The sequence below is a fragment of the Actinophytocola glycyrrhizae genome, from assembly GCF_042653545.1.
Lineage (GTDB): Bacteria > Actinomycetota > Actinomycetes > Mycobacteriales > Pseudonocardiaceae > Actinophytocola > Actinophytocola glycyrrhizae.
This window is the reverse complement of sequence record NZ_JBHSIS010000009.1, coordinates 26,352-40,187: the sequence shown is the minus strand read 5'-3', so window position 1 is coordinate 40,187 and position 13,836 is coordinate 26,352. Positions and strand designations below refer to the sequence as shown.

The window sequence follows — 13,836 nt, the reverse complement described above, 5'->3', positions numbered from 1 at the left end:
CCGGCGGCGCGACCCCGACGAAAGCGCCGCCGTCACAGCTGACCAATGGAGGTCACCCATGAGACAACGCACCCTCCGAACCGTCGCGCTGCTGGGCGCCGCCGCGGTGGCGCTCGCCGGCTGCGGCGGCGGGACGGGCGCGTCCGGCGACGGCGCGTACGACCCGGCCGCCGTCTTCCGGTACGCCGTCCCCGGCATGCCCACCTCGTTCGACCCGCGCCAGTCCGCACCGCTCGACCCGGTCTTCCTGGACGTGGTGTACGAGAGCCTCGTCGGGCGCAGCCCGGCCGGGGAGCTCAAGCCAGGGCTCGCGACCGAATGGTCGTTCTCGGAAGACCACACGTCGCTCACGCTCACCCTCCGCGAAGGCGTCACGTTCCACAACGGCGAGCCGTTCAACGCCGCCGCCGTCGTGGCGTCCCTGAACGCCTTCAAGGCCAAGGGCGCGCAGGCCGCGTCGCTCAAGACGGTGGCGAAGGTCGAGGCGCTCGACGAGCACTCGGTGCGGATCGACTTCTCCCAGCCGTCTGGCTACATGCTCAACATCCTGGCAGGCGAGGCGGGCATCGTCGTCGAGCCGAAGGCGCTCGAGGACCCCGACCTGCCCACCAAACCGGTCGGCACCGGCGCCTTCGAGCTGAGCGACCTCCGGCAGGGCAAGATCACGTTCAAGAAGTTCGACGAGTACTGGGACGCCGAGAAGACCACGATCAGCGGGATCGAGATGACGGTCTTCGCCGACGAGCCGACCCGCCTGCGCTCGGTCGTGTCCGGCGAGATGGACGGCTCGACCATCTCCGCGGGGCAGATCGAGGAGGCCGAGGCCAACGGCCTGTCGCTCGTGAAGGGCCCGAACAGCACGATCAACGGCATCCTGTTGAACACCAAGGCCTCGGAGTTCGGCGACCCGCTCGTGCGCAAGGCGCTGCTGTACGCCATCGACCGCGAGGCGATCAGCGAGAGCCTCTTCGACGGCGGGTGCACCCCGACCGTCCAGCCGTTCAGCGAGGGGTTCTGGCCGCACGTGCCAGAACTCGACGACGCGGGCAAGTACCACGACGTCGCGAAGGCCAAGGAGTTCCTCGCCGAGGCCGGGCTGCCGAACGGCTTCTCCTTCGAGCTGGTCAACGGCCCCAACACGACCTACCAGGACCTGAGCCAGATCCTCCAGGCCCAGCTCAAGGAGGTCGGCATCGACGCCAAGGTGCGCACGCTGGAGTTCAGCCAGATGATCCAGGACCGCAGGACCGGCAACTTCGCCGCAGCCGTCTCGCTGTTGCAGGTGGGCCGGCCGGACCCGAGCCAGTTCGTCGCCGACTTCTACCTGCCGGGCGGCGGCTACAACGCCGGCGACTTCTCCCTCGACGGTGTCCCGGAGCTTCTGGCCGAATCCCGCGCGGACAGTGACGAGAAGGAACGGCAGGGACCGACCCGGCAGATCATCAAGAACGTGTTCGAGGCCGGGCCGCCGGTGATCCCGGTCTGCGGCGTGCAGTGGGTGGCCGCCTTCCGGCCCGGCGTGACCGGGTTCGAGGTGCCGAAGTTCGGCGACTACCACTTCGCCTCGATCAAGATCAGCCGGTGAGGACGGGTATGCAGAAGATCGATCTGACGGGGAAGGTCGCGGTCGTCACCGGATCGGGACGGGGGCTCGGTCGCGCCTACGCCGAGGCCCTCGCCCGCTCCGGGGCCGCGGTCGTGGTCAACGACCTGGATGCCGAGGCGGCCGCCGAGGCCGCCGAGGCCATCACCGCGGCGGGCGGCGCTGCCGTCGCCGAGGTGTGCGCGGTCGGCACGACGGAAGCCGCGGACGCGCTGGTCGAGCGGGCGGTGAAGGAGTTCGGCCGGCTGGACGTCATGTGCACCAACGCGGGCGCGCTGCGGGACCGGACCCTGCTCAAACTGTCCGACGAGGAACTCGACCTGGTGCTGGACAGCCACCTGCGCGGCACCATCACCTGCGGCCGGGCCGCGGCACGGCGGTTCCGGGAACAGGGCGATGGCGGCAGGCTGATCCTCATCGGGTCGCCCGCCGGGCAGGCAGGCGGCTTCGGGCAGACCGCGTACGCCGCGTCGAAGGCCGCGATCATCGCCCTGGTCCGCGTGTGGTCGGTGGAACTGGCGAGGATCGAGGTCACGGTGAACGCCGTGGTGCCGAAGGCACTGACCAGGATGGCGGCGACCATCCCGGCACTGGCCGACATCGTGTCCAGAGTGGAGGCAGGCGAACCGGTCCCGCCCGAACTGCGCCGCCAGGGCACCGGCACCATCGAGGACGTCGCCCCGATCGTGGTGTATCTCGGATCGGCGGAGTCGGCGAACATCACCGGCCAGTACTTCAGCTTCGGCGGCGACCGGTTCGCGATCTGGTCCCACCCGACGGAGTCCTTCGTGACCCACCGCGAAGGCGGCTGGACCGCGGAGCAACTGGCGGCCGACTTCGCCGAGTACGCACAACACCTGCGGCACCACACGAAAGCCGGGTGAGCCGGCCCGAGTCGTCCCCCGGTGTGTTGTGGGCGAGGACGGGCGCGGTCCCCCGCCCACAACACACCGTCGGCGATCATCGATCGCCGACCACGCGGCCACCACGAGTCGCCCTGGCCATCCCCCGGCTGGTCAGCCGTCATCGGCGGATTCGGCGATCCACGGCGATCCAGTTCGTCTCCCACGTCGCTCCGCCGTCGGCCGAGAACGCCTGCTCGAACCTCGCCTTGTCCTGGCCCTGGCGGAAGATGAGGAAACGCACCTTGATCGGGCGGCCGTCGAGCTGGTCGTCGCCGTGGAACTCGCCGACGCCGTCGTGGAACCCGCCGTGCACCGACGGGGTGAGCAGACCGTCGCGGATGTTGACGAAGGTCGAGCTCCACCGGTCGTCCTGTGGCTCGTACAGCCGCAGGTTGAGGCCGTCGATACGGCCGCTCGGCCCCGCGACCGCCAACTCGACGACGTTCGCCCGCCGGTCCATGAGTTGACGTACGACGCTGGTGCCCGCGAAGTCGAGCCACTGGTCCGCGGATTCGGAGAGCGGCTCGGCGAGGACCCGCACCGTGGTGCGCCAGGTGCCGATCTCCCAGTCGAAGTCGTGTCGGCCCTCGGCGAGGGTCGACGGCGCGGGAGCCGTCGAGGCGCCGCCGGACGCCGCCATCGCGACCAGCATGACGGCCGCGAGGCCCGCGACCAGGATTCGTCTGTATGGCAGTGTCATGGGCCGACTATCCGAGCGGAGCACGGCCATGAGCAAGAAGGCACCTGCAGGTAACCCCTCGCGCCCCAACCAGCTGCCCGGCTGTCCGATGGCCGCTGCCTTCGCCGCGATCGGCGGCAAGTGGAAACTCACCCTGCTGTACTGGCTTGCCCACGGCGAGTCCCATTTCGCCGGGCTGCGCCGCCGGAGCGCACCGATCACCCCCAAGGTGCTGGCCGAACAGCTGCGCGAGCTCGAGGCGGACGGGCTCGTCGAACGCATGGCGACCGGACCGGTCCCGGCACGCGTCATCTACCGGCTCACGCCCTACGGGACCACCGTCCTGCCCGTCGTCGAAGGGGCCCGGGTATGGGGTGCGGCCCACCTGCGGCGCACCCACGGCGTGATCGCACCGGGCTCGACGATGAGCTGCGCCACCTCGATCGCGTAGGTCGAACGCGCCCGTTCCCCTGCCGGCCCCGGCCGCCGTCCTGAAGACGCTTTCGGGCCAGAGCACCTGACGAGATCGACTTCACCCGGGCGATGCCGCCTCATTTCCGCGGTCATCACTTTCCGTACCCGGTGGCCCGTGGATTTCCCGTCCGGCCCAGCGGGACAACGGAATTCCGTCGTTTTCTCACCCTCGGGGGTCATGACGTTCGTCATGTGAATGGGCCGGTCAGGGAGGTGCGTGTTTCACCGGATCGTCGGAGCAACAGGAAGTCCGGCACACCGATGTACAGATGCGGGGAATCTGACGACAACGAGGATGTGACGGCATGAAACGAAGAGCCCTGGGTCTGTCGGGGATATCCGCATTCGCGGCGATCACCCTTTTCGCCGGTACGGCCGTCGCCGTCGACGGCCAGCTGCCCGGTGGCACCGCGATCTCGGTGACCATCGACAGCCCCGCCGACAACACGGTGTTCCCGCGGGGACCGGTGACGGTCGAGGGCACGGCGTCGGTGGGTGCTGCCGCGGTCGTGAAGGACACCGCGCTCACCTACGTGGTCGACGTGTCCGGGAGCACGGCGGCGAGCTGCGATGGCACCGCGCGCACCGTGCTGCAGTGCGAGGTGCAGGCTTCGCAGGCCCTCAACGCGATCGCCGCGGACCCCGACTCCCCGATCGGCACGGTCGGCGCGGTCATCTTCGGCTCCTCGGCCGCTGTCGCGGACGTGCAACCGACGGGCGGTAACCAGGTCCTGACCGGTCCCGCGACCGACCAGAACGCCAACGGCGCCAGGGATGTCGAGGAAGTGCTCGGCTCGATGAGCCAGGGACACGTCGGCCAGTTCTCGGTGCGCGACGTCGCGACGGGCACGTTCTTCCCGGACGCGGTGACCAAGGCGACGACGGTGACCAACGCCCAGAACGAGTCACGCAAGATCGTGGCGTTCCTGTCCGACGGCGCGTCGGCAGGCAACGTGAACCCCGCGCTGGACGCGGTGCCCGCGAACGTCGACATCCACACGTTCGCCGTCGGCGCCGGGTCCGCCTGCCAGACCGGTCAGTACAGCGACAGCCTGCAGCTGATCGCGGACCGCACCGGCGGCAACTGTGTGCACGTACCCGATCCCGCGACCCTGCCGGACGTGCTGCCGGACCTGCTGGCGTCGGAACTGAGCTCCCTCACCGCATCCGTGGACGGCGGCCCGGCGGCACCGGTGACCGCCATCAACCCAGGGCTGCCGCAGGACGGTCCGGCCACAGTGGACTACTCGTACACCACCGGCCCGCTCACCTCCGGCACACACGAGATCTGCGTGACCGCCCACGGCAAGGACAACGGCGGCCCCGGCTCGGTGACCGACTGCGTGACCGTGATCGTTAACGACCCGCCGACTGTCGACCCGAGCGGACCGTACGCCGGCCAGGAGGGCCGGGCCGTGCCGATCGACGGCCTGGTGACCGACCCGGACGGGCCGGACCTGACCACGCGGTGGACCGCCACACCCGCATCCGGTGTCGACGCGGGCGCGACGTGTTCCTTCGCCGACGCCTCGGCCGTCAGCACGACGGTGACCTGCACCGACGACGGTGTGTGGACACTGCGCCTCACCGCTGACGACGGGCTGAACCCGCCGGTGGCGGCCACGACCGGGCTGACACTGACCAACGTCGCCCCCGAGGTGACCATCGCGGACCCGGCCGACGGCACACTCGTGCTGCGCGGCGCGCCGGTCACCGTCACCGCGCCGTTCACCGACATCGCGACCAACGACACGCACACGTGCACGGTGGACTTCGACGACGGTTCGGCTCCCGTGGCCGGCACGGTCGACCAAGGCGCCGGGGCGGGCACCTGCGCGGCGACGCACACCTACACCGGGGTGGGCGCGCACCTGGTGGTCGTGACGGTCACCGACGACGACGGCGGTTCGGCGACCGCGGTGGTCAAGCTGGTGTCGCACGTGCGAGCCGAGGCGTGGGCCATCAGCGCGAGCGGCCTGCTGACCGTGGCGAAGACCCCGCACGCGACGTGCCCGCCCGACAGCGACCTGACCACGGCGTCCCTGACGGTGCCCGCGCTGGCCACGGTGCAGGCGCTGCACGCGGAGTGCACGCTGGACCCGTCGACCGGCCACACCGACGCGTCGGCGGAGATCAGCGGCGCGACGTTGCTGGGCGGCGCGATCAGCATCAGTGACATCGAGACCCGTTGCGTGGCGACGGAAGCCGGACTGAGCGGGTCCTCCAGAGTGGGCACGCTCAACGGCACGCCCATCGGCACGGCGCCGACGACGATCTCGATCCCCCTGGTGGCGACCGTGTACCTCAACCAGACGGTGAACGGTCCGAACGGACAGCTGGCGCAGCACTCGGTGCGGGTGGTGACACTACTGGGTCAGGAGATCATCCTCTCCGGCTGCCGCATGGGCATCTGACCGGCTGATGTGGACGGTCCGGCCGACTCGGGCCGGACCGTCCACCGGCCGGGAACCGACGATCCCGGGCCATGGGTCGGTCGTCACTTCCCGCGGGGGTCGGTGTTGTCGTCCTGGTCGTCCGGTTGTGTCGCGCCCGCGCCGACCTCGGAGGGTGCTGGTGCACGCTCCTCGGTCTTCCCCTGCTGCTGGCCGGATTCCTCGCGGAAGCGTTCGACCATCTCGGGGTAGTGCAGCTCGAACGCGGGCCGCTCGGAGCGGATCTTGGGCAGGTCGGTGAAGTTGTGGCGCGGCGGCGGGCAGGACGTCGCCCACTCCAGCGAGTTGCCGAAACCCCACGGGTCGTCCACGTCCACGCGCTCGCCGAACCGGTTGCTGCGGAACACGTTCCAGATGAACGGCAGCACCGACGCGCCGAGGAGGAAGGCACCGACGGTGGAGATGGCGTGCAGGGTGGTGAACTGGTCGGTGTGCAGGTAGTCGGCGTAGCGGCGGGGCATGCCCTGCGCGCCGAGCCAGTGGTGGACCAGGAAGGTGGTGTGGAACCCGAGGAACGTGGTCCAGAAGTGCAGCCGTCCCAACGGTTCGTTGAGCATCCGGCCGGTCATCTTCGGGAACCAGAAGTAGATCCCGGCGAACGTGGCGAACACGATCGTGCCGAACAGCACGTAGTGGAAGTGCGCGACGACGAAGTAGGTGTCGTGGACGTGGAAGTCGATCGCCGGTGCGGCGAGCAGCACCCCGGTCAGCCCGCCGAACAGGAAAGTCACCAGGAACCCGATCGAGAACAGCATCGGTGACTCGAAGGTCAGCTGTCCCTTCCACATCGTGCCGATCCAGTTGAAGAACTTGATCCCGGTCGGCACCGCGATCAGGAACGACAGGAACGCGAAGAACGGCAGCAGCACCGCACCGGTCGCGAACATGTGGTGTGCCCACACCGTCATCGACAGCCCGGTGATGCCGATGGTGGCGAACACCAGCCCCTTGTACCCGAACAGGGGTTTCCTGCTGAACACCGGGATGATCTCGCTGACGATCCCGAAGAACGGCAACGCCACGATGTAGACCTCGGGATGGCCGAAGAACCAGAACAGGTGCTGCCACAGGATCGCCCCGCCCGACGCCGGATCGAAGACGTGCGCCCCGAGCAGGCGGTCCGCCAGCAGTCCGAACAGCGCCGCGGTCAGCACCGGGAACGCGATCAGCACCAGTATGGAGGTGAAGAAGATGTTCCACGTGAAGATCGGCATCCGCCACATCGTCATCCCCGGCATGCGCAGGCACACCACCGTGGTCAGCATGTTCACCGCGCCCAGGATCGTGCCGAGACCACCCAGGATCAGCCCGATGGTCCACAGGTTCCCGCCCGGTCCCGGCGAGTGCTCCATGCGCGACAGCGGGGTGTAGGCGAACCACCCGAAGTCCGCCGCCCCGCCGGGAGTGAGGAAGCCGCCGACGGTCACCAGGCCGCCGAAGAGGAACAGCCAGAACGACAACGCGTTCAACCGGGGGAACGCCACGTCCGGCGCCCCGATCTGCAACGGCAGGATCACGTTCGCGAACCCGAACACCGTCGGCGTCGCGTACAGCAGCATCATGATCGTGCCGTGCATGGTGAACAGCTGGTTGTACTGCTCCGGCGACAGGAACTGCAGCCCTGGATAGCCCAGTTCGGCACGCATCAGCAACGCCATCACACCGCCGACCAGGAAGAACCCGAACGAGCTGACCAGGTAGAGCATCCCGATCTGCTTGTGGTCGGTGGTCTGGAACATCCGCAGAAACGCCGAACCCCGGGACATCCGCGACGGCGCGGCTCCCGGCACCTCGGTCGGCCTGATCGTGACGCTCACGTCCTACCCCCACATCGCCGCGCCGTCGAAACCGCGAACGACTACCCGGCGGCGCGCCAGCCGAAACGGGGAAGTGACGACTCGGCTCCGCGCCGGGTGCCGGGGCGGACAGAACTCGGGGTGCGGATACGACCGGTCCCGTTCCGGGTAGTCGACCACCCGGACCGGACCTATCTGTTCGCGCGGGCGCGCTGGGAGGCGCGGTAGGCCGGACCGCGGAGCCGGTTGAGCCGGCCGTGCGGGTGGAACCGGTGGAGCGCGTGGGCGGTGACGTCGAAGCAGGGGTCTTCCGCGTCGTGGCGAGGTGCGGTCAGGACGAGGGTGGCGACCGGCTGCCAGGGTCCGGTCAGCGCGGCGACCACGATCCGGAAAGCCAGTGGCTCGGCGGCGACCGCGTCGGTCAGGGCGGCAAGGTCGGCCGGGATGCGGCGGGCAGGATCGGCCACCGCGGCCAGGATGAGGCGCCGGGTACCGACCCGGTACGGCAGCAGCGACCCGTAGCGGGCGGCGAAATCGCGCCGGGGCACCAGAAGGTGACGCAGAACCGGGCTGCCGCCGGTCGTGGCCAACGCCAGGTCCAGTGGGACGCCCTCGCCCCCGGCGTCCTCGATCCGGACGGCCAACCCCAGCACGTCCGGTAGCCCACCGGGGGTGGAGGTCGCTTTCGACATGCGAACCAGGGCCGGATGCTCACCGGGCTGGTCGAGCAGCGGCACGCCGTGGCTCTGTGGCTCGGCCACCGTGAGCACGGCGTCGAACACCTCGCCGCGCGGATGGAACGCGCGAGCGCGGCGAATCGCGGCACCCAGCCGCGCCAACGCCGCCACGCCCCTGGCCAGTCGGGCCGGGGCCCTCGGTCGCGCGCTCACCATGACCTCCCGCTCGGTGGACCGCAGAAGGGTTCCCCGCCGGCCGGCGGCTACACCGCGAGGGCGGGAACCGTCATGGGTGCGGAGCGGCCCCCATGCGCGGCTCCGCACGGTGCGCGGTCACCTCGCCGAGCCGGGCTGGTTCACGTCGCCCCGCCACTCACCGGTCTCCTGACCACGCTGCTCGATGAACTCCTTGAAGCGCTTCAGGTCCCCCTTGACGCGGCCGTTCAGGATGCCGAGCTTGTCGGCCGCCTGTTCGACGAAACCGTCCGGATCGATGTCCATCTGGGCAGTCACCCGGGTGGTGCTGTCATCCAAACGGTGGAAAGTAACCACACCTGCGTGGGTGGGACCGTCGTCCGCCCGCCATGCCACGCGTTCGTCGGGGTGCTGTTCGGTGATGGTGGCGTCGAACTCCCGAGTGACTCCACCGACCTTCGTCACCCAGTGTGTATGTGTGTCGTCGAGCTGCCGGATCTCCTCGACACCCTCCATGAAGGACGGGAAGGTCTCGAACTGCGTCCACTGGTTGTACGCCCTGGAGACGGGCACCTGCACGTCAACCGACTCGGTGATGGTACTCATCGCACGTTCTCCTCGCTACCTCATGTGGGTGGCCGATGGCGGCCGACGGCATCGTTCTCCGGCGCCTGGGTACCCCGGCGGTCATGGAGTACACATCGGACAGAGCCGGGCGGAGCGCGAGGCACGTCGAGCCCGACCCCCGGCTCGCGGGGGGACCATGGCGGGAAGCACTGGACGACGACAGTGTCGAGGCGGTCGGCGCACTGACCGAAGCGCTCGAGACGGTGGAGGTGGCGAGGGGACACCTGTATGCGTTCCACCAACTCACCGGTGCCGCCGACTTCAAGGTCGAGCGGGCGGTCACGCTCTTCGAGAAGGCCGGACACCGGGAACTGGCAGAACGTCTGTCCCGTGAACTTCTCGGCCGCAACGTGCTGCCAGGACGCTGGACCTTCCAGGTCATCGAGGACTACGAGAACACCTACTACACACCGTTTCGAGACCTCGAAGGCGAGGCTCGCACCCTGACCCGGGGGCTGCCGCACGTGTACGAAGCGGACCTCAAGCGGCAGCGCCGCTCGGCCGGTGAGCCGGGGCACGAAGCGAGCCCGGACGAACCGGCCGCCGGTTGAAGCCGCTGGGACGGTGCCGGGACGTGTGAGACGCCCGGCACCATCTCGTGCGATTCCGGACTTCGGACCACGTGCCCACCGCGGCGGTCCGCTACGCGGCTCGACGTGCCATTGCCCGCACGATGGCAGCGGTCAGGTGGAGGTCGAGTGTGCCCGGTCCGAGGGCGATCTCGACGAGCCGGTCGAACACCGCCTGATCGTTTCGGGCGGCGGCGGTCGCGACGTCGACCAGCCTCGGATGCCGGGTGAGCCGCGCGAGGACGTCGGTGTGCAGGAGGTGCCGGCCGAGGTGGTGCCGCAGGGACCGGCGATACGAGCGCGCCGGGTCCGGCGCCATGGCGGCGGCGCCGGCCAGGGCACCCGAGAGGACGGCGTAGTAGATGCCTTCGCCGCTGAGCGGGTTGATGAGCGACGCGGCGTCGCCGGTCAGGAGGACTCGGCCGTGCCCGACGTCGGGCCTGCCGGGGGACAGTGGCAGGCGGTGCCCGCTCAGCGGCACGGGTGCCAGGTCCGGAACGAGGTGGTGCAGCCGTTCGGTCAGCTCAGACCGGGTCGGTGAGGTGTCGCGGATCAGTTCCCCGTAGCCGACGTTGGCGGTGCCGTCGCCGACCGGGAACACCCAGGCATAGGCGGGCCAGTGCGCAGCGGTCATGATGAGCTGTTGCCGGCTGGCGGGCCATGGCTCCGCGTCGGCGTACCCGCGCAGCGCGATGGCGATGGTCCCCACCGGTGCCCGCCCGGCACCGCACTGTCGTCGTACCACTGACTCCGCACCGTCCGCGCCGATGACGGTACGGGCGCGGACGACGCCGTCGACGACGACTGCCGTGCCCCGCGTGTCGAGCGAACGGACACGACGTCGCTGGAGTACCGCGCCTGCTTCCTGTGCGGCCAGCACGAGTCGCGCGTCGAAGAGCGCGCGGGGGATGACGGCCGCGGCCCGCGAGAAGCTCCGGGCGGCCTGTTCGCCGCGCGGCGACACCAGGCGCAGCGAGGTGACCGGCCCGGTCCCCGCCGTGAGCCCGGCGACCCCGACGCCGAGACCGGCGAGGACGTCCATGGCGTGCGGTGCGACGCCGTCACCGCAGACCTTGTCGCGGGGGAAGGCCGCGGCGTCCAGCAGGAGCACCCGGGCGGCCGGGTCGGCACGCAGTGCGGCGATCGCCGCCGTCGAGCCGGCCGGCCCGGCGCCGACGACGACCAGGTCCCATTCGGTCCCGTCGCGTCCTGTCGCCGATCCGCGCATCAGCGTGCGAGCTGGTCGACGACGACGGAGAACAGCCGGGGCGCCCTGGCGGCGACCGGCACGATCCGCGGCGCGAGCGCGGGGCGCCCCCGCGTCCACAGCAGGGCTTCGGTCAGCCACCGTGACCGCCGCGACGTCCGCTTCCACGCGCGCTCGTAGTCGGCGGGCCTGCCCGCCGCGAGGCAGCGGACGAGTTCGGCCGCGGTGGTCAGGGACAACGCCAAGCCTTCGCCGGTGAGGGCGTCCACGTAACCGGCCGCGTCCCCGACGAACAGGACCCGGCCGGCGACCCGGCTCGCGGTCCGCTGCCGGAGCGGGCCGGCACCCCGGACCGGCGTGACCGGTTCCGCTTCCGCGATCCGTGCCGCGAGGTCGGGGAAGGCGGCGAGCTGCTCGGAGAACCCACCGCGGACCGACGACAGAATCGCGACACCGACCGTCTCCGGCCCGACCGGCGTCACGTACGCCTCCGACCGCGCCGCCCATGTCACCTCGACCGTGTCGGTGAACGGTGCGATGGCGTAGTGGCGGCGCAGCCCCCAGCGGGGCCCGTTCGCGGAGCGCGCGGTACCGGTCTTGGCAAGACCGGCGAGTTCGCGGACCGTGGAGTGCAGCCCGTCGGCCGCGACGAGATACCGCGCCCGCAGCCGTCCGGTGCGCACGTGGTCGCTGTGCTGCGCGAGGTCGGTGACCGTGGCCGGCAGCACGGGTACGCCCTGCCGGTCCACCTCGGCACGCAGAGCGTCGTGCAGCACGGTGCGCCGCACCCCTCTCCCGGGATCGGTGCGGAACGCGGCGTGCGCGACCGTCGTGCCCTGCCGGTAGGTGATGCCCTCGATCGGGTGCCCTGGGGGGTCGATCCCGAGCGCGGCGAGCGCGCGCACGGCCCCTGGCATCAACCCTTCCCCGCAGGCCTTGTCGATCACCCCGGCGCGTCGTTCGCACACCACCACGTCCATGCCCGCCCTGGCGCAGCCCAGCGCGACGGCGAGACCGGCGGGGCCGCCGCCCACGACGACGACGTCGTGCAGGTGCTCACGCACGTGCCGACCTCAGTGCGTCGTTCTCCGCGCGGATCCGCACGGTCAGCAGCCCGGCGTTCAACACCGTGAACACGACGGCCGTCAGCCAGGCGCCGTGCACGAGCGGCAGGGCGAAGCCCTCGACGACGACCGCGACGTAGTTCGGGTGCGAGAACAGGCGGTAGGGGCCGCCGGTCACCAGGGGCAGACCGGGAACGATCACGATGCGGGTGTTCCACTGGTGACCGAGAACACGGATGCACCACCACCGCAGGGCCTGTGACGCGACCACCAACGCGAGCATCGGCCAGCCGAGCAGACCAGAGAAGCCCCGGTCGGCGAGCCACACCTCGACCAGGCACCCGGCCAGGAGCCCGGTGTGCAGCACCACCATGAAGGGGTAGTGCCCGAACCCGGTCTCGCGTCCACCTCGGGCCAGGCTCCACGCCAAGTTGCGTTTCGCGACCACCAGCTCGGCCAGCCGCTCGGCCGCGACCAGACCCACCAGGACCGTGTACCAGATCTGACTCACCATCGCAGGAGCACCAGTTCCGCGCAGAAACCCGGGCCCATCGCCATCACCACACCCCAGTCGCCGGTCGACGCCGGCCGGCTGCTGAGCGTGTCGGCGAACACGTGCAGAACCGAGGCCGACGACAGGTTGCCTATCCGGTGCAGGGAACGCCACGTCATCGCCAGATCGTCCTCGTCGAGTCCCAGCACCGACTGGATGGTCTCGATCACCTTCGGCCCGCCGGGATGGCAGATCCAGCGTGCGATGTCGCCGATCCCCAGCCCGTGCGGCGACAGGAGCCGCTCGACGTCCTGTGCCAGGTGCGTGCGCACGAGATCGGGCACCTCCGCTCCCAGCACCACTTTCAGGCCCGTGCTGCCGATGTCCCACCCCATGGCGCGCTCGGAGTTCTCGTACAGGTGGCTCACGGAGTCCACCACGCGCGGTCCGTTCGACGCGGCCACGTGCCCCTCCCCCACCGCGACGACCGCGGCGGCACCGTCGCCGAACAGTCCCGCCGCGATCATGTTGGCAGCACTGGCGTCCTGGCGCTGCACGGTGAGCGAGCACAGCTCGACCGACACCAGCATCGCCACCGAGGTCGGCCAGCCGCGCAGGAAGTCGTGCAGCCGCGCGATGCCCGCCGCGCCGGCCAGACAGCCCAGTCCGACGACCGGCACCCGTTTGACGTCCGGACGCATCCCGATCCGCGCCGCGATGCGCGCGTCGAGGGAGGGCACCGCGATGCCGGTGACCGTTGTGGACAACACCAGGTCCACATCCCCCGGTTCGAGGCCCGCGTCGTCGAGTGCTGCGAGCGCGGCCTCGCAGCCCAGATTCACCGCGACCGACAGGAACGCGTCGTTCGCGGCGGTGAAACCATCCAGTTCGTCGTACTGCTCGATGGGCAGCGCCAGGTGGCGGGTGGCGACGCGGGCGCTGGTGTGGAACCGGTTCGCCACGGCTCGCGCGGCCCGGTCCGGAAGGCACAGCCGGCCGAACAGGTCGGTCAGCTGTGCCTGCGGATATCGATGCGGTGGCAGCACCCCGTGCACCGCCGAGATAGTCGTCACCCGTTCAACGTTACGACCTCC

At 70.3% G+C, this 13,836-nt stretch carries 13 protein-coding genes; 5 read left to right on the top strand and 8 right to left on the bottom strand.

Annotation, left to right across the window (positions count from 1 at the left end; genetic code table 11):
• Positions 1–58: 58 nt before the first annotated feature.
• Positions 59–1,585: an ABC transporter substrate-binding protein gene (locus tag ACFPCV_RS20080; protein ID WP_378057782.1), complete on the top strand. Its 1,527-nt coding sequence runs from the start codon at positions 59–61 to the stop codon at positions 1,583–1,585.
• Positions 1,586–1,602: 17 nt separating this feature from the next.
• Positions 1,603–2,487, top strand: a complete 885-nt coding sequence (locus tag ACFPCV_RS20075; RefSeq protein WP_378058085.1) for an SDR family NAD(P)-dependent oxidoreductase — start codon at positions 1,603–1,605, stop codon at positions 2,485–2,487.
• 139 nt (positions 2,488–2,626) lie between these two features.
• Here the strand turns inward: ACFPCV_RS20075 and ACFPCV_RS20070 are convergent, their stop codons facing one another.
• Positions 2,627–3,208: a hypothetical protein gene (locus tag ACFPCV_RS20070; protein WP_378057781.1), complete on the bottom strand. Its 582-nt coding sequence runs from the start codon at positions 3,206–3,208 to the stop codon at positions 2,627–2,629.
• Between the two features lie 28 nt (positions 3,209–3,236).
• On the opposite strand from ACFPCV_RS20070, the gene ACFPCV_RS20065 reads away from it, so the two are divergent.
• On the top strand, positions 3,237–3,638 hold the full coding sequence (locus tag ACFPCV_RS20065) for a winged helix-turn-helix transcriptional regulator (protein ID WP_378057780.1): 402 nt from the start codon (positions 3,237–3,239) through the stop codon (positions 3,636–3,638).
• A gap of 328 nt (positions 3,639–3,966) precedes the next feature.
• Entirely contained in the window at positions 3,967–6,075 is a 2,109-nt protein-coding gene (locus tag ACFPCV_RS20060; protein ID WP_378057779.1) for a choice-of-anchor P family protein, read from the top strand.
• 83 nt (positions 6,076–6,158) lie between these two features.
• On the opposite strand, the gene ctaD is transcribed toward ACFPCV_RS20060, so the two are convergent.
• From ctaD to ACFPCV_RS20045, 3 genes are all read right to left on the bottom strand, one after another.
• Positions 6,159–7,880, bottom strand: coding sequence for an aa3-type cytochrome oxidase subunit I (ctaD, locus tag ACFPCV_RS20055; RefSeq protein WP_378058084.1), 1,722 nt, complete (start codon positions 7,878–7,880; stop codon positions 6,159–6,161).
• A gap of 221 nt (positions 7,881–8,101) precedes the next feature.
• Positions 8,102–8,800, bottom strand: a complete 699-nt coding sequence (locus ACFPCV_RS20050) for a catalase family protein (protein WP_378057778.1) — start codon at positions 8,798–8,800, stop codon at positions 8,102–8,104.
• A 120-nt stretch (positions 8,801–8,920) separates the two neighbouring features.
• Positions 8,921–9,388, bottom strand: coding sequence for an SRPBCC family protein (locus ACFPCV_RS20045; RefSeq protein ID WP_378057777.1), 468 nt, complete (start codon positions 9,386–9,388; stop codon positions 8,921–8,923).
• An 83-nt stretch (positions 9,389–9,471) separates the two neighbouring features.
• On the opposite strand from ACFPCV_RS20045, the gene ACFPCV_RS20040 reads away from it, so the two are divergent.
• On the top strand, positions 9,472–9,960 hold the full coding sequence (locus ACFPCV_RS20040; protein WP_378057776.1) for a hypothetical protein: 489 nt from the start codon (positions 9,472–9,474) through the stop codon (positions 9,958–9,960).
• A 91-nt stretch (positions 9,961–10,051) separates the two neighbouring features.
• Here ACFPCV_RS20040 and ACFPCV_RS20035 read toward each other — a convergent pair whose 3' ends face one another.
• Genes ACFPCV_RS20035 through ACFPCV_RS20020 form a run of 4 tightly spaced genes read right to left on the bottom strand, consistent with a single transcriptional unit; the run spans position 10,052 to position 13,815 of the window.
• A complete protein-coding gene (locus ACFPCV_RS20035; protein WP_378057775.1) occupies positions 10,052–11,206 on the bottom strand; it encodes a geranylgeranyl reductase family protein in 1,155 nt (384 codons plus the stop codon).
• Positions 11,206–12,249 (bottom strand): NAD(P)/FAD-dependent oxidoreductase, encoded by a 1,044-nt coding sequence (locus tag ACFPCV_RS20030; RefSeq protein WP_378057774.1) that lies wholly within the window; start codon positions 12,247–12,249, stop codon positions 11,206–11,208. Before ACFPCV_RS20030 ends, ACFPCV_RS20035 begins: the two co-directional genes overlap by 1 nt.
• On the bottom strand, positions 12,242–12,763 hold the full coding sequence (locus ACFPCV_RS20025; RefSeq protein WP_378057773.1) for an isoprenylcysteine carboxyl methyltransferase family protein: 522 nt from the start codon (positions 12,761–12,763) through the stop codon (positions 12,242–12,244). Before ACFPCV_RS20025 ends, ACFPCV_RS20030 begins: the two co-directional genes overlap by 8 nt.
• On the bottom strand, positions 12,757–13,815 hold the full coding sequence (locus ACFPCV_RS20020) for a type III polyketide synthase (RefSeq protein WP_378057772.1): 1,059 nt from the start codon (positions 13,813–13,815) through the stop codon (positions 12,757–12,759). Before ACFPCV_RS20020 ends, ACFPCV_RS20025 begins: the two co-directional genes overlap by 7 nt.
• Positions 13,816–13,836 lie beyond the last annotated feature (21 nt).

Coding starts and splice junctions, on each gene's coding strand:
- ACFPCV_RS20080 (WP_378057782.1), top strand. CDS start 59: ATGAGACAACGCACCCTCCGAACCGTCGCGCTGCTGGGCGCCGCCGCG.
- ACFPCV_RS20070 (WP_378057781.1), bottom strand. CDS start 3,208: ATGACACTGCCATACAGACGAATCCTGGTCGCGGGCCTCGCGGCCGTC.
- ACFPCV_RS20065 (WP_378057780.1), top strand. CDS start 3,237: ATGAGCAAGAAGGCACCTGCAGGTAACCCCTCGCGCCCCAACCAGCTG.
- ACFPCV_RS20060 (WP_378057779.1), top strand. CDS start 3,967: ATGAAACGAAGAGCCCTGGGTCTGTCGGGGATATCCGCATTCGCGGCG.
- ctaD (WP_378058084.1), bottom strand. CDS start 7,880: ATGTCCCGGGGTTCGGCGTTTCTGCGGATGTTCCAGACCACCGACCAC.
- ACFPCV_RS20045 (WP_378057777.1), bottom strand. CDS start 9,388: ATGAGTACCATCACCGAGTCGGTTGACGTGCAGGTGCCCGTCTCCAGG.
- ACFPCV_RS20040 (WP_378057776.1), top strand. CDS start 9,472: ATGGAGTACACATCGGACAGAGCCGGGCGGAGCGCGAGGCACGTCGAG.
- ACFPCV_RS20035 (WP_378057775.1), bottom strand. CDS start 11,206: ATGCGCGGATCGGCGACAGGACGCGACGGGACCGAATGGGACCTGGTC.
- ACFPCV_RS20025 (WP_378057773.1), bottom strand. CDS start 12,763: ATGGTGAGTCAGATCTGGTACACGGTCCTGGTGGGTCTGGTCGCGGCC.